The following is a 20,550-nucleotide window of genomic DNA, read 5'->3' on the forward strand; positions in this document are numbered from 1 at the left end:
CTCACCGGCGGAGCAGGAAGGAGTGCCCATGCGACTTGGCGACTTCATTGAAGCGAACAGCGAGCGGATCCTCGATGACGCCGTGGAGTTCGCGATCACCCAGACGCCGGACGGCATGCGGTTCGACGTAAAGACGTTGCGCAACGATATTCCACTGATCCTGCGCGCGATCGTGATGGACCTGCGTACGCCGCAGAGTCCATCGCAACAGCGCGCCAAGGCCGAGGGGCGCGCACCCGTGCGCAGGGGGCCGGAGTCGGCCGCGACCAGCCACGGCAGGAGCCGCGCGAACGACGGCTTCGGCGTCAACCAGATGATCGCGGAGTACCGCGCACTGCGTGCGTCGGTGCTGCGGTTGTGGGCAGCCGGCCAGGCTCTGGCTGCCGGTTCGATCGACGACATGATCCGCTTCAACGAAGCGATCGACCAGGCGGTGGCCGAGTCGCTGCTCGAGTTCTCGCACACGGTGGAGTCGTGGCGTCACGTGTTCCTCGGTGCGCTGGGCCACGACCTGCGTGGACCGCTGAATGCGGTCATCGGGACGGCGGAGCTGCTGGTGGACCGTACACGGGATGCCCCGTACGCACGCCAGGTGGAACGCGTCCTCAGTGGCGGCGTGCAGCTGGGTCGGCTGGTGGACGGATTGCTGGACTACAGCAAGAGCACGCTGGGCGGCGGCATGGTCCTGCAGCGGGCGTCCTGCGATCTTGGCGAGGCAGTGACCGAAGAGGTGGAACTGCTGCGTGCGTCGCTGAAGGATGCACCCATCGCGCTGCATGTCGAGGGTGATACCTGGGGCGAGTTCGACGATGCGCGTGTCCGCGAAGCGATCCACAACCTGGTGACCAACGCCGCGAAGTACGGCGACGCGGATGCCGAGATCGGCGTGTCGGTGATCGGACGCACCGACCATGTCGCGATCTCGGTGAGCAATGCCGGTGCGCCACTGTCGGGCGATGCACTCAATGCGCTGTTCGATCCGTTGAGAAGGGGCTCGCAGGCCGCCAACAAGGGCGAGCACAGCAGCCTGGGATTGGGACTGTTCATCGTGCGCGAGATCGCGCACGCGCACGGTGGCGAGGTCACGGCCGGCTCCGAGAACGGCAGGACGACGTTCGTCATCCTGCTGCCTCGACAGGGCGGGAAGCGCGCGTAGCGCGTGCGCACGCCACTGGCGCCGGCAATGCACTCACGGTGTACTCACCAACATGAGTCGCGTGCACGCCAGTGCACATGGTGATCACTCCGGATGCGGAATATCGGGGTTACTCCACGCATGACGCACACCGTGACGTTCGCGTGGAATGGAGCGATGCATGTCGCATCGCCTCATCAACTCCGGAGGATAATCAGATGACACGCGATACTTCACAACGCGATGCGAACCGCGACCCGATCAGCGGCGCGCCGGGCTCGCACCCGGTCGGCGTCGGCGTCGGCGGCGCGGCCGGCGGACTGGCCGCGGGTGCGGTGGCCGGCACCGTATTCGGCCCCATCGGCACGCTGATCGGCGCAGCGGCCGGGACGGTACTCGGCGCCGCCGCCGGCAAGGGCGTGGCCGAGCGCATCGACCCCACCGGTGAAACGGACTATTGGCGCGAAACCGCGCCCACGCGTCCCTATTACTCGGGCGAACACGACTTCCAGCGCGATTACGCGGGCGTCTACCAGGCCGGTGCGGTGGCACGTGGCGAGTATCCCGAACAGTCGTGGGAAGAGACCGAGCGCCGCCTGCAGGCCGGCTGGGACGAGCGACGCGGCGAGTCGCGTCTGGACTGGGAGCGCGCACGCCCCGCGCTGCAGGACGCCTGGGAGCGCGCCGACCGTACTTACGGCGCCTATGCATGGACCGACGATACCTATGCGGAGCGCTTCGACACGGCACCGTATCGCGAGAAGGGCGACGAGTACGACGACTATCGTCCCGCCTATCGCTACGGTACCTACGCGCGCGGCGAATACGCCGACCGTGAGTGGGACGACAGCCTGTCGGCCGACCTCGAGCGTGGCTGGGGTCGTTTCAAGGGCGAGTCCCGGTTGAGCTGGGAGCGCGCCAAGCATGCGGTCGCCGATGCCTTCACCCTGGACCGCCAGAAGCCGCACTGAGGCGTGAGGCGACGTGCTCCATCCGGTGGATGGAGCACGGCACGCCGATCGCGTCCTTTATCGAGGAGATCGACATGAGTTCATTGCCGGTGGATACCCTGGTGGTCGTGGCGGACGGCGACGGCGCACGCATCTTCCGCAACCGTGGCGAGAAAGGCGAGGTATCGCTGCACCAGTACGACCTGCTCGAACTGATGGACATGAACGATGATGGCCCGTCGGGACGTCTTCCCGGCGAGTCCACCAGCCGCCAGATCGACGAAGCCACCTTCGCCAAGCAGTTGGCAAAGGGTTTGAACGACAGTGCGTTGAAGCAGCGATACCAGCACCTGGTGCTGATCGCCGATCCGACCACGTTGGGCCGCGTGCGTCCGCTGCTGCACAAGGAAGCGACGCAGCGCCTCGTCGGCGAGTTCGCCAAGGACCTGACCAACAGCCGGCTGGACGACATCGAACGGCTGATCGCAATGGCGTCATGACGTACAGCGCCGACTACCCGGCCACCGAGCCGTCCCGAACCGCGATCGATACCATGCAGGGCGTGGTGGTCCTCGAGTTCGGCGCTCCGTGGTGCGGACATTGCCACGCCGCCCAGCCCCTGCTGCGCGACTGGCTTGCCGAGGTGGACGGGGACGTCGTCCACCTGAAGGTAGAGGACGGCAAGGGACGGCCGCTGGGGCGGTCGTTCGGTGTGAAGCTCTGGCCGACGGTCATCGTGCTCGAGAACGGCCGCGAGCGTGCGCGCGCGGTGCGCCCGACACGGTCGTCGGATCTGGACGTGGTACGCAACGTGCGCGGCGCGTGACACCAGTGCCAACTGGGATCGCACCTGTCCGAATGTCTTGTTGGGGGGGGGCGTCGAGTCGCTGGTAGGCGACGTGGCGCCAGCGTGGTAGCGGCCAGCCGAATCCGGCCCAGGCGCGCGCCGCACATGCGTCGTGTGCGCGGCGGTCAGGCCACGACACTGTCGGTGTGCGGTGGCGTCCGGGTCTGCAGCACGAGATCGCGGGCGCGCGCAGTCATCCATGCAAGAAGATCGGGCATGGGCATGGGTCTGGCTACCAGAAAGCCCTGGATCTGGTCGGCGCCCTGCGCGCGCAGCCACGCCAGTTCGCCAGCACTTTCCACGCCTTCGGCCACCACCTGCAATCCGAGGCCGTGGCCAAGTGCGATGATCGACTGGCAGATGGAAGCGATCCTGGCGTCGAGGTGCACGCCGCGTACGAAGCTGCGGTCGATCTTCAGCTTGTCGAGCTGCAGGTCGCGCAGGTAGGTCATGCTGGCGTAGCCGGTGCCGAAGTCGTCCACCGACACGCCGCACCCCTGCACGCGCAGCTGGCGTACGGCTTCGCGCACCAGCGCAGGGCGGCGCATCATGGCGCTCTCCGTCAGCTCCACCTGCAGGGCACCGGGCGGCAGGCCGTAGGTGCGCTGGATCGCGTCCACGGTCTCGGGCAGCGCACCGGTCATGAACTGCACCGCCGACACGTTGACCGCGATCGGGATGTCGTGCGCATACTGAAGGGCGAGCGCGCAGTGCGCTTCGGCGCATGCGGTCAGCACCCATTCGCCGATCGGCACGATCAGGCCGGACTCCTCGCACAACGGAATGAAGGTGTCCGGCGGCACCGGGCCTTCTTCCGCCGTCCAGCGCAGCAGCGCCTCCAACGCCAGCAGACGGCCATCGTCCGCGGCGACGATCGGCTGGAAGGCCAGGTGGAACGCATTGGTGGCCAGCGCCTGGCGCAGGCGCGGGATGATGGCCAGGCGGTCTTCGGCGCGCCTGGACAGGCTGACGGTGTAATGCATTGTCGGCACTCGCTCCCTGCGCGCCTGCATGCAGGCCAGGGCGGCGTGGCCGATTACGGCATCGAACGGTTCCTGCGGACAGTTCTGCGCCGCCACGCCGATCCATGCGTCGATGCGGTGGCTGCCGTGGTCCGTTTCCAGCGGCTGTGCGAGTGCCGCTTCGATCCGCTGTACGGCCGCCGGCGCGTTGGCGGCCACCGGCACCAGGACCACGAAAGCACTCGGCGGGTCGAAGCCCACGAGCGTGCGCTCGCACAGCGCGTCGCACAGGCGCCGGCCGAGCGAACGCACGATGTCGCGCGCGGCGCTCTGGCCGAGCACCGAATCGACGATGTCGAGGTCGCGCAGCTGTACATGGATCGCGGCCGCCAGCGGTCGTTCGGGGGGCGTGGCAGGAGACGCGCGACGTGCGAACGCATCGGCCATCGCCGCCTTCTTCAGCAGGCCGGTGGTTTCGTCATGGCTGGCGCGCCAGGCCAGGCCGCGTTCATAGGCCACGCGCTCCGTTACGTCTTCGGCCAGCACCAGGCGCGCGTCGTGGCCCCCGAACACGATGGTGCTCGTGTGCACGCGTACCGACAGTGCCTGCCCGTCGCGGGTGAGGTGTGTCCAGACACGGTCATCGCCCGCGTGTTCGTCGTGACTGGCGACAGCGGCGCGAACAGCTCCATGGTCCGGGACGGGCCGTATGTCGAGGATGCTCATGGCGAGGAATTCGTCCTTGCGGTAGCCGTAGTTGCGTACCGCAGTCTCGTTGACCGCCAGGAATCGCAGCGTCCGCACATCGAACACCCAGAACGGCAGCGGATTGAGGTCGAACAGTTCCCGGAACTGCTGCTCGGCCTGCTCCAGCTGCGCCTGCTGCAGGCGGCGTTCGGTGACGTCCTGCAAGGTGCCGACGAGCAGGTAGATGCCATCGTGGTCGCGGCGTGCACCGCCCTGCGAACGCACCCAGCGCACGCTGCCGTCGGCGCGGACGATGCGGAACTCGGACTGGAAGTCGGTCTGCGCCCGCAGCGCGTGCTGCAGCAGGTCGGCTTCATCGGCGCGGTGGTCGACGTGGACGTGAGCGAGGAAATCCTCGATGGGCATTGGGCTGGCGTCGGCATCGCGGCCCAGGATGTCCAGGGCACGGCCGGAGAGCCGAGCCTGTTCGCGATCCGGGTCCAGCACCCAGATGCCGGTATTGGCCGCGTCCTGCGCCAACCGCAGCCAGCCGGCGTAGCGCTGCAGTTCCGCGTAGGCCGCGCTGTTGTAGGCCTCCGAGCGGGATACGCGCTGGATGACGAACGCCACCGCCAGCCAGTACGCCAGCAGGGTGGCCAGCGCGGCTGCGCTTTCGCGCTGCCAGGCCGCCAGGTAGTCGGCACGGGCAACGCCGACTTCGGTCTGGAACGGCGAGTCCGGCGGCGCGTAGCGATGGGTGAAGCGCGCCGCAGCGCCGACGCCCAGGCTGGCCAGGGGAATGCCATTGCGGCCACGCACGCGGGCGATGCCGTTCTCGCCGATTTCCAGTGCGGACAGCGGTGCGGCCAACTCGCTGGCCGGTACCGGGGTAACGACCCAATGGCCTGCCGGCGTTCGCACGCCGATCCACAGTTGAGCAGCGTCGCTGGCGCCGAGGGTGGCGTAGCTGACCAAGATGCCAGCCTCCTGGCGCGCCTGTGCCGCCAGCGTGGGCAGGGTGTGCCAGACGCCTGCGCTCGCGAGCAGCGGGCGCCCGGTACCGTCATAGACATTCACCGGCCGCGGCGCGAGCCCGATGTCCGGCGGCAGCGCCCCACTGACCCGCTCGCCGCCGCGCGCGCCGGCGACCAGGGCATCGGCCTGCGGCCCGATCGCGTGCAGGTAACGCACGATCCCCAGAGCATGCGCGCGTACGGTGTCGTGCAGCGCGTGCGCATCGGCCTCGGTGTGGGCCTCCGCGGCGCGCACGCGGGCCGCCCGGTCGGTGATGCTGATGCCCACCATGCCGGTGGTCAGCAGCAGGCCGAGCATCGGCGCCACCCAGCGCACGTACGGCGCCGAGACGCCACTGGTCTCGGGGATGGAGATCTTCATGGCGGTCTCGGGCGGGGCAGGCCGGCGGACGGCGCCGCCGGACGCTGGTGGCGTGTCATGCGGCGTGTGCTGTCAGCAGCACCGGCGCGCGCAGTGTGTCCCGCGGCTCCAGGCGGAACACGGCGGCGGCCTCTTGCAGGTGCTGCGCCTGTTCTTCCATGGCACGCGCGGCCGCGGTGGCTTCCTCTACCAGGGCGGCGTTCTGCTGCGTGGCGCCATCCATCTGCACGACCACCTGGTTGATCTGCTCGATGCCGCTGCTCTGCTCCTGGGAGGCGGCGCTGATCTCGCCCATGATGTCGGTCACGCGTTGCACGCTGGCCACGATCTCTTCCATGGTCGCGCCGGCCCGGTGCACCAGCCGTGCACCGTCGGCCACCTTGTCCACCGAGCTTTCGATGAGGTCCTTTATTTCCTTGGCTGCGTTTGCCGAGCGCTGGGCGAGCGTGCGCACTTCCGACGCCACGACCGCGAAACCACGGCCCTGTTCTCCGGCGCGGGCCGCCTCTACTGCGGCGTTCAGGGCCAGGATGTTGGTCTGGAACGCGATGCCGTCGATGACCGAGATGATCTCGGCGATCCGGCGAGAGGACTGTTCGATGTCGGCCATGGTGGTGACTACCTGGCCGACCACCTCGCCCCCCTGCGACGCCACGCCGGCCGCGCCGATGACCAGTTGGTTGGCCTGGCGTGCGCTGTCGGCGTTCTGGCGCACGGTGGAGGTGAGTTCCTCCATCGAGGCGGCGGTCTCTTCCAGGTTGGCCGCTTGCTGCTCGGTGCGGCGCGAGAGGTCCTGGTTTCCGGCGGCGATCTCGGACGCCGCCGTGGTGATGGCGCCAGCCGCGTCCTGGATGCGGCCGACGATGTCGGTGAGCTGGTCGACGGTGGCGTTGGCGTCATCCCGCATGCGGGCAAACACACCCTGGAACTCGCCCTGCATGCGCGCGCTCAGGTCGCCCTGCGAGAGCGCCTGCAGGACGCCCGATACCGCGTCCACGCTGGTGGCGATGGCGGTCAGCAGGCCGTTGATCTGCTGAGAGAGGCCGAGCAGGAAGCCCTGCTTGCCGATCTCGCTGATGCGACCGCTCAGGTCTCCCTGCACGGCGGCCTGCACGATGCGGGTGACCTCCTCCTCGACCCGCAGCTCGGCCGTGCGGTCGGCCCATTCGACGACATACCCGGCGCGGACACCGGCGGCGTCGGTCACCGGGTTGATGATCAGCTGCATGGTGCGCCCGCCAACGCGGATCTGCGCGCGGTGCGTGCCCTGCAGACGGTCGAGCATCGTCGACTGGTGGGCAGGGTTGCGATGGAACTGGTCGATGCTGCGGCCGACCACGCTGGCCGCCTCGAAGGCGGGCAAGTCCTGGCGGATGTCGTACTCCGCCTCGGCCAGCATGGTCATCAGCGGACGGTTGGCGTAGACGATGGTGCGGTCGGCATCGGCGATCATGACGTTGGTGGTCACGTCGTCCAGCGCGGTGCGGATGCGCAGACCCTCCTGCGCCAGGCGCTGGTCGCGTTCGATCCGCTCGCGCAGCGCGTCACGCATGCCGCGCATGGCGCGCATCAGTGCGCCGATCTCGTCGTCGCGCACCACCGCGATCTCGGCGTCCAGCGTGCCACGGGCGATCTCGTCGGCGGCCCGGGTCGCCGCCTTCAGCGGCCTGACCAATGCGCTGGTGGTGCGCCAGGCCAGCAGCAGGCCGGCGACCGTCGCCAGCGCGCCGAACATCAGCAGCGTCCAGATGCTGGTGCGGGTGGCGCCACCGATCGTGTCGATCGCCTCCTGCATGGCGCGGTCGTGGGCGTCGATGGCGACCTGCAGCTGTGCGGTCCGGGCCTCGCCGATCTTCTTGCCGACGTTGAACAGCAGGGCCGCTGCGGCAGCGTCCCGGCCCTCCAGCGCTTCGCCCACGATCCGGTCGGCGATCGCGCGCTTTCTCGCTTCCAACGCTACGGCGCGATCGAGCAGCTCGGACAACCGGCTGTCGCGTGCGATCGTCCGGTATTCGGCCAAGTGACGGTCGAAGTCTTGGCGAACGTCGTCCAGCTCGACCTTCATCGCCGGGCGTGCGGCACGAGTGTTCAGTAGTAGCTCGCGCGTCAACGCCTCGGCATGCAGCGCATCGCGCCGCATCGCGGTCAGGTGGGTCATCTCCTTCATCAGCACCGCGGTGATCTCGTGCTGCCGGCTGGAAATTCGGCGCAACTGCATCAGCGAAATAGCGCTGGACAGCGCCAGCAGTCCCACTACCAGGCCAAAGCCAAGCGCCAACCGCTGGCCGACCTTCAACGTCATCGTCTTCATATCCCTTGCGCTCCCAAGTGAGGAGCCCCGCCGGCCACTGCGACGGAAGCCCAGAGGGTCAGCTTCGATCCCGATACCGGTGGTTGCCTTGATCCAGCGCAATCCACCCATTCGGATATGTCGATTTCCGACACGCGGCACATAATCGATCGAAGTTAATCTTTTCTCGAACCCGATCCTGTGCCGTTCGGCTGTGCGCCGATTTGTCACAATTGCGTTTCGCCCCGGGATATCGGCGGTTTTCAGTAGACTTTAGTTTTGGCGTCTACGTCTTTGGTAGCAGCTTGTCAGGGGATGAAAGCCATTCTCGTTGATGGGTTATAAGCGGGATTATGTAATTCCAATAACGGGGCTAACGGCGTAGGTAATGTCGGTATTTTCCCCACACCGACGCAACGAGGGCGCCTGCGGCCTTGTCTCCGCAGGCGCCCTCGTGCGCCGGGGCTGGATCGTCGGTGACGATCAGCGATAGACACGCTCGCAACGACGCTCGACGATGCGGTCGCCCTTGCTCTCCTGGCTGTTGCCCTGCACCTTGCGGCCGATCGCGCCGCCGGCGACGGCACCACCCACGGTGGCGACCTTCTTGCCGTTCCCGCTGCCGACCTGGTTGCCCAGCAGACCGCCGACCACGGCGCCGATGGCGGTACCTGCCACACGGTTGGGGTCGCGGCTGTTCTTCTGCACTTCGACGTTGCGGCATTCGACCTTGCTGCCGTCGCTGAAGCGCCGGCCTTCGTCCTGCGGCCCGTAGCTTTGCGCTGCCGCGGCCGACATCACCGACATCAGACCGAGCGACAACAGGATACGAGAGGTAGTCATGACGCATCTCCTTGGTGGGTATCGCCGGATCAGGCTGCGCCCCGAGGTGCGAACGAGTAGTGAAAAGCGCCGCTGCGAAGGCGCCGTGTTCATGCGGCGGTACGCCAGGCGTGACGCGCGCGTGACGAAGATGACGACCCGCTGACGGACGGCATGCCGCATTGACGCGAACACCACGCTGCGGCGCTTACGTTCGGCGCATCCGTCACGAGGAGTACGCGATGCACACCCCCGAAGAACTGGAAAGGAAACTGTGGAAGGCGATCAAGTCCGACCGCACGCTGATGATCGGGCTTGACGGTGGCGAGGATGGCCATACGCGCCCCATGACCGCGCTGCTCGAGCACGAGGGCCGAGGGCCGCTGTGGATCTTCACGGCGACAGACAACCTGTTGGCGCAGCGTACCCAATCACCGCAGCGGGCCGTCGCCACCTTCGCGTCGATGGGCCACGACGTCTTCGCCAGCCTGCAGGGATCGGTGGTGCGCGACGATGACCGCGCGGTGATCGACCGACTGTGGAACCCCTTCGTCGCCGCCTGGTACGAAGGCGGCAAGGACGATCCGAAGCTCGCGCTGCTGCGCTTCGATGCCGAACACGCGGAAATCTGGCTCAACGAACAGAGTCTGCTGGCGGGCGTGAAGCTACTGCTGGGCGTGGATCCTAAAGAGGATTATCAGGACAAGGTGGCGGACGTCGATCTGCGCGGATGACGTGCGCGAATACGTAGGCCGGAAGTCATGCGTTCCACAACGGCGCCTGACTCCGGCCAAGCGAAGGTGGCCGGCACGCGCACGGGCACGCGTGATCCCATGAAACCGACGCGCTGGAACAGGGGCCAAGCATACGGTGGATCACGTACCGGAAGCCCGCCCCATGTTGCTGTATTCGCAAACCCATCTGCACACCCTGCTGGACCGACTGGAAACCAGCGACGCCCGTACCACCGGCCAACTGGAAGCGCTCACCGTGTGGGTGGCTGCGCTCGTCCAGAGTCATCCTGACGGCGATCGCCTGCGCGCTTCGGCCCAGGCGTTGTCCGCACGCAATCCGTTCCGCGCCCTCTGCCAGTACCAGGAAGAGGTTGCTGCCTACGACGCCACGTTCTGCCAGATGCAGTCCCTGGCATCGCCGGCCGAGTTCATCCCGCGCGTGCGCGCTCCTTTGCCTCCGAACGTATGAAGCGGTGTTCGCCCGATGCAAGGCGCCGTTGCGTGCGGCGATACGGCCGAAGCGCAGCGATCGAGATCGTGCCGCTGTGTGCGCCGCCGGGATGCTGGCCGCCGCCGCGCTGGCCGCCGCCACGTTCGCAGCACCACGTTCATTGGTCGGGTCGGATGCGTCTGTCGATGCACGTTGCGGGTCCAGCTTGCCGGCTGATGCCGGAAAAGACGAAACGCGCGGCTGAGGCCACGCGTTTCGTCGTCTCGCAACGGTGAAGCAGGTAGCGCGCCAGCGATCCTTCCGACGGGGACGCACATGCAGCCAGGCTGGACGAAGCTAGGGCTTCGCACAACGGTACCCGTGTGGCCGCCGTGGCTGTTCAAGCTGGATCCGGCAGGCTGCTGCTGCAGCATCGACCACGCCCGCAGTGTCGCGCACGGTTCGCAAAGGCCTTGTCAACGCAGCGCGTCATGACCGGGCGAACTGCGCAAGAGGTCACATCGCACGGTGAACACGGGCTGTCTCCATCACGTTGGCGGCGCGATGTTCTGCTCCACTGCGTTGATGAAGACCGGATTGGCATAGAACCACAGGTCCTGCCACGGATCCTCGCCGGGCATGTCGGCCAGCGGCGTGGCTTCCTGCGTGCTGCTGCCGCGTGCGCGCACGAAGGCGCCGCGCGCCGGTACCGGCAGTTCCCACGTCGCGACGTGCCATTCGCCCTGTCGGCGCCACTCTTTCGTGGTCCAGCGACGGGTCTGCATCGCCGGCGTGCCGCAGTCGCCGGGCGTGCCGACGATCAGTTCCATCTGCTGCAGCGCGGGTCGCTCGCCATGGGTATTGGCGTGCGCCGGCTGGCGTACGCGCAGTTCGATGCGCATCGCGGCACCTGCGGGTAGCGCGAGCGTGTCGCCGAGCGTTGCCACGCGTGCGTGGTCGCCGGAGCCGCGGACCGTCAATTCCAGCGCATCGATCAGGTCGCCGGTGACCGCGAACATGCGGCCATGGCGCAGGCCATCGAGGATGTCATTGGCCTCGGGCCGTGCCCACACGTAGGTCTTGCTGTACTCGCCGGGATCGTAGTCGCGTCCGCCGTCGCGCAGGTTGTGGTGCGAGTCGGACGTGGCGGTGATCCAGAAGCGGCGTCCTTCAGCCAGCATCGTGTCCCACACGCCACCGACCTGCGTGGTCATCTGGTCGAAGCCGCCGAATGTCGGTGCCGCCTGGTTGCGGTAGAGGCCGCGCTCGCTGCGGATGGCCTGGTGGCCGGGCGCGCCTTCCATGCCGACCAGTACGTGCGGTGCGGTGTCGTGCCAGGCGCGCAGTTCCGACGGCTCCACGTCGCCCCACTGGCCGACGCCGGTGGCGGTGCGCGAAGGGTGGTTGACGAACATCAGCGGCGGTGCGGGCAGGGCGCGCATGTGCGCCAGCGCATCGAGCATGGTCTGGCCGTCGTCGCGCTGGATGCCGTCCACGGGCTCGTTGCGGCTGAAGCGGCGCTCGATCTCCACCAGTTCGTCGCGTTCGCGGGCACCGGGCGCGATGATCAGCGAGGCGTGTTCCGCCGCGGGTACATCGAACTCCATGCCGTTGAACTGGATCAGCGCGGGCACGTCGCGACGCGCCTGTTCCAGTGCAGGAAAGGCATGGTCGCGCGTCACCACGGAGTGGCCGGGGCCGCCGTGGTCGGTATGCACCATCCACGTCAGGCCGAACTTCTGCGCCTGACGCGCGTTGTCGCTGCGCGTGTACGGCGAATCGCCGCCGCGGATCGGCGTCGGCGGCGAGGTCGTGCGGTCCCAGTCGACGCTCCATTCGCTGTGCACGTGGTGGTCGCCGGGCTGCCAGCGACGAGCCGTGTCGTCGGCTGCGGATGCGAAGGAAGGAAGGCCCATCAGGGCAAGGCAGAGCAGGGAACGCAACATGGGAACTCCCGGAACGGGCGCAGCAGGATGCGCCGCACGTGCCGGGCCGCCGCGAGGGCGGCCCGGGCGTGGAAAGAAGCGCGTCGCTCGCGAAGAGCGACGCGGCGGCTCAGAAGTCCGCGCGCAGGCCGAGGCTGATGCGGCGGCCCGACTTCTCGTACATGGTCGGGAAAGAGGGATCCATGGTGTAGCCGCTGGTTTCCTCGTCGGTCAGGTTGATGCCCTTCAGGCTCAGCTTGAGGTGGTCGCTGATGCGGTAGCCGATCGAGACGTCCAGTTGGCCGTAGGCATCGCGCCAGATCGGGTACATGTTGTAGCCGATCGATTCCACGTATTCGTCCTTGTGGTTGTAGGACACGCGTGCGTCGAAGCGGGCGTTCTCGTAGTACGCGGTGAGGTTCCAGGTCTTCTCGGCCAGGCCGGGCATCGGCGTGCGGATGCCGAGGTCGGATTCGCCGGCCAGCGAGCTGTCAAGCATCGTGTAGTTGGCGTTGATGCCGAAGCCGTCCAGCGAGGCATGCAGCGCCGACAGCGGCAGGTTGGCGATCAGCTCGATGCCGTCGACGTCGTACGAGCCCTTGGCGTTCACCGGCTGGTAGACGTCGAAGTCGTAGTAGCCGTTGAGCGTGCCGTTGGCGTTGTAGACGGCGACATCCTCGACCACCCCGGTCAGCGCGCTGACCACCACGCCGTCGATCTTCTTGCGGAAGTACGACGCCGCCAGCAGGCCGCCGTTGTCCAGGTACTTCTCCAGGCCGATTTCCGCCTGCTTGGCGTACGTGGGCTTGAGGTCCGGGTTGCCGTCGGTGAAGCGGAACGAGCTCCAGCTCGCGGTCCGCTTGTAGGCCACGTCGGTGAGCGCGGGGCGGATCAGGGTTTCCGAACCGGCGGCGCGCAGCAGCAGGCCGTCGGCGAGTTCGGCGGTCAGGTTGACGCTGGGCAGCACGTCGGTGTAGCCGCCGTCGCTGGACACCGGCGTGTCGGTGTAGCCGGTGCTGCCGTCCGGATTCTGCACCGGGTGGTAGCCGAACGAGGTCACCGACGTGTCCACATAGCGCGCGCCCGCGTTCACGGTCACCGGCACGCGACCGAGGGTGAAGTCGACGTTGGTCATCGCGTACAGGCTGGCGACCTCTTCATCGACGCGGTAGTACTGCGCGTCGTCGAACGGCGTGTAGAAGCCGGGATAGCGGAAGTAGCCACGGGCGAAGTCGTTGGAAACCTGCTGCCAGTCGAGGTCCTTCACGCTGTACGCGCCACCGGGGACGATGTCGCCGATCCACTGCAGCGGGCTGTCGGCCAGCGTACGCGTGTTGACCCACGAGGTATTGCCGGCGCTGGGACCGGTGATCTTCAGTTCGCCGTACTGGCGTTCCTTGCTGCGGTCGGTGTAGCGGCCGCCGAACTGCACGCTGCGCAACGCGGGCAGGAAGGGCAGGTCGAGTTTACGCGTCACGTCCAGCTTGGCCGCGTACTTGTCGTCGTCGATCTTCTCCAGTGTGGTCTCGTAGGCCTCGAACAGGTAGCGCGACGGCGAGTTGTACATATCGAAGCCGGCGGACGTGGCGCTGGGGATGGTTTCGCCGCTGCGGCCGGTCCAGCGCGTACGCGACGGTGCGTAGGCGACGTGCTTGAGGTTGGAATAGTCCAGGGTCTTCTCGGCACCCGAGTAGCCGACCATGGCCTCGATGTCCCAGAGGTCGTTGCTCCAGTCCAGCGCCAAGCTGTACTGGCCGTAGTCGGTCTCGTTGATGCGCTCCTTGCTGAGGAACTCGTGCTGGGTGGCGGTATAGGAGACGTCGCGCAGCACCAGCATGCCGTAGTCGGACAGCGTGGTGGCGTCGTACTCGTGGATCGTCTCCAGCGTGCTGCGGCTGGACGCCGAATACGCGGCGGCGTCGTACTCGTCCTCGGTGGTGTCGTAGCCGCCGACCATGGCGTCGAAGGTCAGGCTGAAGGTGCGGCTGGGCTTGTACTGCAGCGAAGCGGTGGCGCCCCACTTTTCCTGGTCGTTGAGGTAGACACGGTCGCCGACCTTGTCCTGGAACACGATCAGGTTGCTTTCGGCGGTGTTGGCGCGGTTGTTGATGACCCAGCCGGTGTCGCGCTCGATCACCGCTTCGGCCTGCGAACCGCGCGTGCCGGACGCGCCGAGGAAGCGCGACATCGGACGGAAGTTGATGCCCGAGGTGGAGTCGGTACGGTTGGTGCGCTCGGCATGCGAGAACGAGACCAGCGCGCCCCAGTCGCCCCAGGTGTCGCTGGCGAGGAACGCGAACTTGGGATCGGTCTCCTCGGAGATCGAGTTGTGCGCGCCTTCGGCGGAGAACACCAGCTTGCGGTCGTTGTAGTCGAACGAGCGTGCGGTGGAGATCTTCACCGAGCCGGCGATGCCGCCTTCCTCGTCGGCCGCGGTCGGCGACTTCTGCACCGTGACCTGCTGGATGATTTCGGAGGCGAACAGGTCGAATTCCACATCGCGTCCACCGCTGCCCGACGCGGTCGCCAGGTCGTTGATCGAGACATGGGTGTATTCGGAGGGCAGGCCGCGCACGTTGACCTTGCTGCCCATGCCCTTGTTGCGCTCGATGGTCACGCCGGGCATGCGCTGCAGCGCTTCGGCGAGGTTCTGTTCGGGAAAGTCGGCGACGTCGGTGGCGACGATGGAGTCGGAGAAGCCGACGTTGTAGCGCTTGATGTCGACGGCCTGTTCCAGGCTGCGGCTGTAGCTGCCGACGACTTCGACGCTGTCCAGGTTCTGCGCATCGACGGCTTGCGCGGTCGGTCCGGCGGCCGGTGTGGTCGATGCCGGTACCTGCGCCGGTGCGGCGGGCGCGGTCGGGGTGGTCGCGCTGTCGGCTTCGATGGTCACGGTGCCGGCGTTGAGGTAGCGGAAGCGCAGGCCGGTGCCTTCCAGCAGGTAGGCCAGCGCCTGGTCGGACGACAGCCCGGCGGGCACGGCGCGCGTGCGCGGATTTCCGGCCTGTGCGTTGTAGACGAACTGCAGGCCGGTCTGCCGCGACAGCGTGTTGAGCGCGCTGTCCAGCGATTGCGCGGGGATGGCGTCGGTCGCGGCGTTCGCCTGCTGGGCGGCGACGTTGGCGGTCGCGGCCTGCAGGGCAAGGGCGATGGAAAGAACGAGGAGTCGGCGCATCGTGGGATCCGGTAGGGTGGGGTGGTGGCGTCGCGGTCGCCGCGCGCTCACCCTTCCTACGATTCCGCACGAAGAAGATCGGGCACCGTTTTCTTCGTGAATTTTTTCTTACAGCGCCGGCTCAGCGCACGACGGATGCGGGCGCGGGACGCGAACGCACGCGGAGCTCGCCGGCTTGCAGGGTGGTGATCAGCGCGGGCTGTTCGTCGAGGAATACACGCAACGAAGCGAGATCGTCCGCCTGCAGGTTGCCGGTGAGGCGCAAGGCGCCGGCCATGCGGTCGTCCACGTGCAGCCGCACGCGATTCATGCGATTGAAGCGGTCGGCGATCTCGTGCAGCGGTTCGTCGCGGAAGACGATGCGGCGGTCCCACCATGCGGTCAGCACGTCGGCATCTTCGTGCGATATCCGTACATGGCGGTCGACGTGCGCGATGCGCGCCGCCTGTCCTGCGCGCAGGTCGGCCAGCAGCGGGCCGCCGCCCGCCCTGTCGATCACCAGGATGCGGCCTTCGGTAACGCCGAAGCGGGCGTGGCCGCGCTGCAGCGACACGTCGAACGTGGTGCCGATGTCGCGCACTTCCAGTCCGGCCGCATGCACGGTGAAGGGGCGCCGTTCCGCCGCGACGACGAAGCTGGCCTGGCCACGCGCCAGTTGGACCCGTCGATGGAGCAGGCCGAACGAGACCGAGGCCTCGCTTTCCGCATTGAGGTGCAGCACGCTGCCGTCGTGGAGGGTGAATACGCGCGGCGCGCCATGCTGGGCGACATACGTCATCCGTGTCGGCAGCGCGACCTGCAGTCCCAGGCCGATACCCACCAGCAGCATGGCGGCGACCGCCACACGTAGCATCCAGCGGCGACGGGGCGAATGCGCCGGTGCCGGCCTGGCGCGACGTGCGCCGCCGATCGCGACCACGTTGCCGGTCTCGGGACGCGGGCCGGCGATGATGGCGTCGACGTCCGCACTGGCCGGCAGGTCGCGCATCGCATCGCCCAGTTCTGCGACCACGCGGGCCATGGCGAGATACTCGCGCAGGTGCTCGGGCGAGGCGACCAGCCAGTCCATGAAGCGCTGCTGGTCGGCCGCACCCAGCGCGCCTTCGCGCTGCAGCAGGTGCCAGTGCGCGGCCTCTTCCGTGACCGTCGTCCTGCCGAAATCGTGGAGGTTCACTGCGCATCCCCGACGGCGCGTCGACAGACCGCGAGTCCATGCACGACATGCTTCTTCACCATGTGCGGCGACACGCCCATGCGCTCGGCGATCTGCCGGTAGGTCAGTCCGTCGCGGTACTGCATGACCAGCACCGCGCGCGTGCGCGCCGGCAGGCCGGCAAGCAAGGCCTGCATGTGCTGGCGGCGCTGGGCGCGCTCGGTCGCATCCTCGACGCCTTCCGGACTGGTCATCAGCGCGGCCACCTGTTCGACGTCTTCGATGGGAACCGGCGAGCGCTGCCGGCGGGCCGCCTGCTCGCGCGCCAGGTTGGTGGCGACGGTGTAGAGATAGGCTTCCGGGTTGGCGATGCGTTCGCCGCCGCCCTGGTGCGCGCGCAGCAGGCGCAGGTAGGTTTCCTGCACCAGGTCCTCGGCCTCGTCGTTGGCGCCGCGGCGCGCGAAGAACCCGCGCAGCGCCGGCGCCTCGTCGGTGAAGACGCGCGTCAACGCCCTGATCGCCTGCTCGGCCAACGTCCCGTCCTTCCCCAAAACGCGGCACGCTACGCGGCCGGGATGACATCCCGGTGACAGGTCCGGCGGTTACAGGCGGTAGATACCGCGCAGCCGGATCGCCCCCGTGTCGACGTCGTGCGTATTCGCCGCATGCGCACGCAAGATGGCGACGAGTGCATCGGCGGCGGCCTCCGCGTCCATGCGCGCGCTGTGCGTCACCTGGCCCCAGGCGATGGCATGGCCGTCCTGATAGACCTCGTAGTCGGCGAAGTAGTGGCGTGGCCGGTCAGGTGCCGACATGGACGTCGCATTCGCATTCGGCACAGCCGAGTTGCTCCAGTGCGATCTCCAGTGCGAGCGCATAGCTGCGCGCACCGTAGCCGTCCACCACGGCGAGGCGCCGGCCGGTGGATGCGGGCAGGCTGGCTTCGTCCGCGATCGATCCGTCGTGCACTTCCACATAGGGATGCGCCAGGCCCTGCACGGCGCGTTGCAGTAGCGGATGGTCGGAGAGCGCACCGGGATCGAGCAGCGTGGCGCGGACGCCCCATTCGTTGGCCAGTCGCAGCGCGGTGAGCACCTCGGTGGTGGAGCCGCAACTGCGGACGACGAGCGTCTGGCCGGCGCAGCCTGCCCGCTGTACGAGCGCACCGAGGACGGAAGGCGGCAGCGGTGTCGGCGGCGACGTCAGTCCGTCGTGCTGCTCGGGACCACGGATCACGAGAATGGACATGAGGGGTTCCTGCTCAGGCATGGAGGGTGGGCGTCGGGTCGGTGCGGCCGAGGCGATGCAGGGCGACGGCGAGCGCCATCGTGTAGGCGCTCGCCAGATCGCCACGCAGGATCACGGTGACCAGCGGGGCGTGCTGCGGCTGCGTGCGCGGCTCCAGCGCGTGTGCGGCGTCGTCGTGGAGTTCGATGTAGGGAACCGGCAGGGCGTCGAGCGCGTCGCGCAGCGCATCGGCATCGTCGGGGCTGTCGACCGCGAGGTCGCCCGCATCGATCAGCACCATGTGGTCCTGGCGGCGCACCTGGCGGAGGCGGGACAGCAGGTCGTGCAGGCTGCGGAATCCGCGGCAATGCAGGGCATGGCCGGAGGAGTGCGCGCGCCGGTGCAGGTCCTGGTCAATCGAAGCGAGCGAAAGCGATGGGTCGGTGGCCGCTTGGGCATGCGGGCCGCGCAGGATCAGGATGGACATGGAGCGGTTCGTGGCGCACGTCTGTGCGGTGTCGCCACGATAGGCGGGAGTCGCATAACGTCGCCATGCGGTTGCTGCCTCGCTGCGTAAAGAATGCGTAGTGCGGTCAGCGCGTGGCGATCAGGGCCGCACCGGTGATCGCCAGTGCGAGTGTCCATAGCGATGCCAGGTGGTGGGCATGGCGCCCAACGCGCGCATGCCGGAGGCCACGGCACAGGCCGGTGGCAATGGCCTGCGTGGTCAGCAGCATCGCCAGCAGATGCACCATCACCGCGACCAGCATCAGGGCGAGCGAACCGGTGGTGGTGATCGCACGCGCGGGACCGCTTACGCACAAGGGAACGAGGGCGGGCACCAGCATCAGGCCGCTGCCGCTGGCGGTCCCCATCAGGCAGGACCATAGGGCCAGGCGGACACTGGGACGGCTGGGGTGAGCCGGTGTCGCGAGCATGTGGCGCCCGCGTCGTCGGATTGCGTGGGTCACCGCCATGGCGATCAGTACGCTTCCGGCGAACGTCATCAGGTCCGCGCGATCCAGCGACACGCCATGCGTGACTGCCGCGACGACGAGAGCGATGGACGCCGCGTGTCCGACCGCCAATGACGCCAGGCACCGTCGCAGGCCACACGCGTCGTCACGGCGTGTGGTGTCGGACGCGAGGAAGATCCAGCCATTCGCCGGGTTCATGCCATGCAGGGCGCCGAGGCCGGCCACCGCGAGCCACGGCAGCCAGGCCTCGGGCAGCGTCATGCGGGTGGCCTCCGCTTCAGGCCTTCGACGCCGGACAGCACGTGCCCGTCGTGCGGGGCGGTGCCGCGTCGTACCGGTCGTGATGGCGTACCCAGGCCATCGGGTACTCGTCCGCTTCCTCGGCGCGTCCCAGCGGCGCGAGATCGAGCAGCGCGTACGTATGCATCATCGTTTCCACGCCGCGCCCGTAGCGCGAATAGGTGTGCAAGACCTGGCCGGCATCGTCGCGCACGAACACGCTGATACCCGGCGCTTCCTCGTGCGGGAACGGCTGGCGCACGTAGTTGTAGTCGACCGCGCCGCGCGACATCTCTTCCCGGGTGAAGTTGACCCCGAAATCGTGGTTGAACGACGTACCGAACGACGACACCCACGGGAACGTCCAGCCCATGCGACGGCGGAACGCCTCGATGTCGTCCAGCGGTGCGCGCGACACCGCGACCAGGGTGAGGTCGCGTTGCGCGAGGTGCGCCAGCGCGCCTGCATGGTGGTCCGCCATGAAGGAGCAGCTCTTGCAGCCCTGCTCCCAGCCGGGCGCGAACATGAAGTGCTGCACCATCAGTTGGCGACGGCCGTCGAAGAGCTCGGCCAGTGCGCGCGGACCGGCGGGCGTATCGAAGACGTAGGGCGTCTCCACGCGCACCCACGGCAGGGCGCGGCGTTCGCGCGCGATCTCGTCGTGCAGAGAGGTGAGCGCTTTCTCGCGGGCGAGCAGGGCGAGGCGTGCTTCCTGCCACGCCTCGCGCGACGCGATCACGGGCGTGTCGTGTGCGATGTTCATCGGCAACTCCGGGAATGAAGGGGGACAGACAGAGGAAGGCGCCGGCACGCGGCGAACCGGCCGGTCCCTGGCGGGACCGGAGCGAAGGGTCGGGAGCGCGCGCGTCCTGCGACGCGGTGATCGTCAGGCGGCGCGCGCGGGACGGCGCACGGCGCGGAGTTTTCCGCTGGGACCACCGCCGCAATAGAACAGGTCGGCGCCGTCGGACTCCAGGCCGCTGACGTGCGCGCCGGCCGGCATGTCGAGGCGCTCGAGCACGCGGCCGTCCTTCGGATCGATGCGACGCAGGTCGCTGTCGTCGCCATCCCAGGTGGCATGCCACAGGTCGCCATCGACCCAGGAGACGCCGGTGACGAAGCGGTCGGAGGCGATCGTGCGCAGGATCTTCCCCGTGTCCGGATCGATCTGGTGGATGCACCGCTCGCGGTACTGGCCGACCCACAGGCTGCCCTCGGCCCAGGCCATGCCCGAATCGCGACCGGCGCCGGGTGCGGGAATCGAGGCGATGACGCTGCCGGTGGCGGGATCGATCTTGTCGATGCGTGCCTCGGCGATCTGGTAGAGGTAGGTGCCGTCGAACGCCGTGCCGGCATCGGCATGGCTGGCGATGCGGCGCACGACATCGCCGCTGTCCGGCGCGATGGCGAGGATGCCGTCATTGGTCGCGGCCCAGACGTGCTGGCCGTCGTGGGTCACGCCGTGGATGCTGGGCGCGCCATCGAACGGGCCGTATTCGCGGACGATCTCGGCGGTGCGTGCCGGGGCGGAAGTGGCGGTGCTGTCCATGGGGAAACTCCGG

At 68.0% G+C, this 20,550-nt stretch carries 19 protein-coding genes; 6 read left to right on the plus strand and 13 right to left on the minus strand.

The window, feature by feature from the left end; translation table 11 throughout:
• The first annotated feature begins 28 nt into the window (after positions 1-28).
• The 4 genes from AC04MD_RS01310 to AC04MD_RS01325 all read left to right on the plus strand — a co-directional run bounded on the left by AC04MD_RS01310 (position 29) and on the right by AC04MD_RS01325 (position 2,911).
• Complete coding sequence (locus AC04MD_RS01310; RefSeq protein WP_475495538.1) at positions 29-1,156, plus strand: sensor histidine kinase; 1,128 nt, start codon at positions 29-31, stop codon at positions 1,154-1,156.
• Positions 1,157-1,353: 197 nt separating this feature from the next.
• The gene (locus AC04MD_RS01315; protein WP_475495539.1) at positions 1,354-2,106 is read left to right on the plus strand and encodes a hypothetical protein; all 753 of its coding nucleotides are present in this window, start codon (positions 1,354-1,356) and stop codon (positions 2,104-2,106) included.
• A gap of 74 nt (positions 2,107-2,180) precedes the next feature.
• Positions 2,181-2,585 carry a host attachment family protein gene (locus AC04MD_RS01320; RefSeq protein WP_475495540.1) on the plus strand — a complete coding sequence of 135 codons (405 nt, stop codon included), beginning with the start codon at positions 2,181-2,183 and terminating at the stop codon, positions 2,583-2,585.
• Positions 2,582-2,911, plus strand: coding sequence for a thioredoxin family protein (locus tag AC04MD_RS01325; protein ID WP_475495541.1), 330 nt, complete (start codon positions 2,582-2,584; stop codon positions 2,909-2,911). Before AC04MD_RS01320 ends, AC04MD_RS01325 begins: the two co-directional genes overlap by 4 nt.
• Positions 2,912-3,057: 146 nt before the next feature.
• Here the strand turns inward: AC04MD_RS01325 and AC04MD_RS01330 are convergent, their stop codons facing one another.
• From AC04MD_RS01330 to AC04MD_RS01340, 3 genes are all read right to left on the minus strand, one after another.
• Positions 3,058-5,976, minus strand: a complete 2,919-nt coding sequence (locus tag AC04MD_RS01330) for a putative bifunctional diguanylate cyclase/phosphodiesterase (RefSeq protein ID WP_475495542.1) — start codon at positions 5,974-5,976, stop codon at positions 3,058-3,060.
• 55 nt (positions 5,977-6,031) lie between these two features.
• Positions 6,032-8,278, minus strand: a complete 2,247-nt coding sequence (locus AC04MD_RS01335; protein ID WP_475495543.1) for a methyl-accepting chemotaxis protein — start codon at positions 8,276-8,278, stop codon at positions 6,032-6,034.
• Positions 8,279-8,749: 471 nt separating this feature from the next.
• Complete coding sequence (locus AC04MD_RS01340) at positions 8,750-9,109, minus strand: glycine zipper 2TM domain-containing protein (protein WP_475495544.1); 360 nt, start codon at positions 9,107-9,109, stop codon at positions 8,750-8,752.
• A gap of 221 nt (positions 9,110-9,330) precedes the next feature.
• Between AC04MD_RS01340 and AC04MD_RS01345 the strand changes: the two genes are divergently transcribed.
• Both AC04MD_RS01345 and AC04MD_RS01350 read left to right on the plus strand, forming a co-directional pair.
• Positions 9,331-9,822 (plus strand): pyridoxamine 5'-phosphate oxidase family protein, encoded by a 492-nt coding sequence (locus AC04MD_RS01345; RefSeq protein WP_475495545.1) that lies wholly within the window; start codon positions 9,331-9,333, stop codon positions 9,820-9,822.
• Positions 9,823-9,985: 163 nt separating this feature from the next.
• Entirely contained in the window at positions 9,986-10,291 is a 306-nt protein-coding gene (locus tag AC04MD_RS01350) for a hypothetical protein (RefSeq protein WP_475495546.1), read from the plus strand.
• Positions 10,292-10,800: 509 nt separating this feature from the next.
• On the opposite strand, the gene AC04MD_RS01355 is transcribed toward AC04MD_RS01350, so the two are convergent.
• The 10 genes from AC04MD_RS01355 to AC04MD_RS01400 form a co-directional block, all read right to left on the minus strand.
• Positions 10,801-12,198, minus strand: coding sequence for a CehA/McbA family metallohydrolase domain-containing protein (locus AC04MD_RS01355; protein WP_475495547.1), 1,398 nt, complete (start codon positions 12,196-12,198; stop codon positions 10,801-10,803).
• A 109-nt stretch (positions 12,199-12,307) separates the two neighbouring features.
• On the minus strand, positions 12,308-15,352 hold the full coding sequence (locus tag AC04MD_RS01360; protein WP_475495548.1) for a TonB-dependent receptor: 3,045 nt from the start codon (positions 15,350-15,352) through the stop codon (positions 12,308-12,310).
• Positions 15,353-15,473: 121 nt separating this feature from the next.
• The gene (locus AC04MD_RS01365) at positions 15,474-16,526 is read right to left on the minus strand and encodes a FecR family protein (protein WP_475495549.1); all 1,053 of its coding nucleotides are present in this window, start codon (positions 16,524-16,526) and stop codon (positions 15,474-15,476) included.
• Positions 16,523-17,038, minus strand: coding sequence for an RNA polymerase sigma factor (locus AC04MD_RS01370; protein WP_475495550.1), 516 nt, complete (start codon positions 17,036-17,038; stop codon positions 16,523-16,525). The genes AC04MD_RS01365 and AC04MD_RS01370 overlap by 4 nt, the downstream gene beginning before the upstream one ends.
• A gap of 69 nt (positions 17,039-17,107) precedes the next feature.
• Complete coding sequence (locus AC04MD_RS01375) at positions 17,108-17,320, minus strand: hypothetical protein (protein ID WP_475495551.1); 213 nt, start codon at positions 17,318-17,320, stop codon at positions 17,108-17,110.
• Complete coding sequence (locus AC04MD_RS01380; RefSeq protein WP_475495552.1) at positions 17,307-17,753, minus strand: 3-dehydroquinate dehydratase; 447 nt, start codon at positions 17,751-17,753, stop codon at positions 17,307-17,309. The genes AC04MD_RS01375 and AC04MD_RS01380 overlap by 14 nt, the downstream gene beginning before the upstream one ends.
• A gap of 13 nt (positions 17,754-17,766) precedes the next feature.
• A complete protein-coding gene (locus AC04MD_RS01385) occupies positions 17,767-18,219 on the minus strand; it encodes a type II 3-dehydroquinate dehydratase (protein ID WP_475495553.1) in 453 nt (150 codons plus the stop codon).
• Between the two features lie 106 nt (positions 18,220-18,325).
• Positions 18,326-18,970 (minus strand): hypothetical protein, encoded by a 645-nt coding sequence (locus AC04MD_RS01390; protein WP_475495554.1) that lies wholly within the window; start codon positions 18,968-18,970, stop codon positions 18,326-18,328.
• A gap of 16 nt (positions 18,971-18,986) precedes the next feature.
• Positions 18,987-19,751: a DUF899 domain-containing protein gene (locus tag AC04MD_RS01395; protein WP_475495555.1), complete on the minus strand. Its 765-nt coding sequence runs from the start codon at positions 19,749-19,751 to the stop codon at positions 18,987-18,989.
• A gap of 123 nt (positions 19,752-19,874) precedes the next feature.
• Positions 19,875-20,537, minus strand: coding sequence for an NHL repeat-containing protein (locus AC04MD_RS01400; RefSeq protein ID WP_475495556.1), 663 nt, complete (start codon positions 20,535-20,537; stop codon positions 19,875-19,877).
• Positions 20,538-20,550 lie beyond the last annotated feature (13 nt).

Source organism: Pseudoxanthomonas sp. LjRoot206, from assembly GCF_056175725.1.

What these genes read in the sequence shown, in the direction of transcription:
- AC04MD_RS01310 (WP_475495538.1), top strand. Translation starts at nt 29, where the DNA reads ATGCGACTTGGCGACTTCATTGAAGCGAACAGCGAGCGGATCCTCGAT.
- AC04MD_RS01315 (WP_475495539.1), top strand. Translation starts at nt 1,354, where the DNA reads ATGACACGCGATACTTCACAACGCGATGCGAACCGCGACCCGATCAGC.
- AC04MD_RS01320 (WP_475495540.1), top strand. Translation starts at nt 2,181, where the DNA reads ATGAGTTCATTGCCGGTGGATACCCTGGTGGTCGTGGCGGACGGCGAC.
- AC04MD_RS01325 (WP_475495541.1), top strand. Translation starts at nt 2,582, where the DNA reads ATGACGTACAGCGCCGACTACCCGGCCACCGAGCCGTCCCGAACCGCG.
- AC04MD_RS01330 (WP_475495542.1), bottom strand. Translation starts at nt 5,976, where the DNA reads ATGAAGATCTCCATCCCCGAGACCAGTGGCGTCTCGGCGCCGTACGTG.
- AC04MD_RS01335 (WP_475495543.1), bottom strand. Translation starts at nt 8,278, where the DNA reads ATGACGTTGAAGGTCGGCCAGCGGTTGGCGCTTGGCTTTGGCCTGGTA.
- AC04MD_RS01340 (WP_475495544.1), bottom strand. Translation starts at nt 9,109, where the DNA reads ATGACTACCTCTCGTATCCTGTTGTCGCTCGGTCTGATGTCGGTGATG.
- AC04MD_RS01345 (WP_475495545.1), top strand. Translation starts at nt 9,331, where the DNA reads ATGCACACCCCCGAAGAACTGGAAAGGAAACTGTGGAAGGCGATCAAG.
- AC04MD_RS01350 (WP_475495546.1), top strand. Translation starts at nt 9,986, where the DNA reads ATGTTGCTGTATTCGCAAACCCATCTGCACACCCTGCTGGACCGACTG.
- AC04MD_RS01355 (WP_475495547.1), bottom strand. Translation starts at nt 12,198, where the DNA reads ATGTTGCGTTCCCTGCTCTGCCTTGCCCTGATGGGCCTTCCTTCCTTC.
- AC04MD_RS01360 (WP_475495548.1), bottom strand. Translation starts at nt 15,352, where the DNA reads ATGCGCCGACTCCTCGTTCTTTCCATCGCCCTTGCCCTGCAGGCCGCG.
- AC04MD_RS01375 (WP_475495551.1), bottom strand. Translation starts at nt 17,320, where the DNA reads ATGTCGGCACCTGACCGGCCACGCCACTACTTCGCCGACTACGAGGTC.
- AC04MD_RS01380 (WP_475495552.1), bottom strand. Translation starts at nt 17,753, where the DNA reads ATGTCCATTCTCGTGATCCGTGGTCCCGAGCAGCACGACGGACTGACG.
- AC04MD_RS01385 (WP_475495553.1), bottom strand. Translation starts at nt 18,219, where the DNA reads ATGTCCATCCTGATCCTGCGCGGCCCGCATGCCCAAGCGGCCACCGAC.
- AC04MD_RS01390 (WP_475495554.1), bottom strand. Translation starts at nt 18,970, where the DNA reads ATGACGCTGCCCGAGGCCTGGCTGCCGTGGCTCGCGGTGGCCGGCCTC.
- AC04MD_RS01395 (WP_475495555.1), bottom strand. Translation starts at nt 19,751, where the DNA reads ATGAACATCGCACACGACACGCCCGTGATCGCGTCGCGCGAGGCGTGG.
- AC04MD_RS01400 (WP_475495556.1), bottom strand. Translation starts at nt 20,537, where the DNA reads ATGGACAGCACCGCCACTTCCGCCCCGGCACGCACCGCCGAGATCGTC.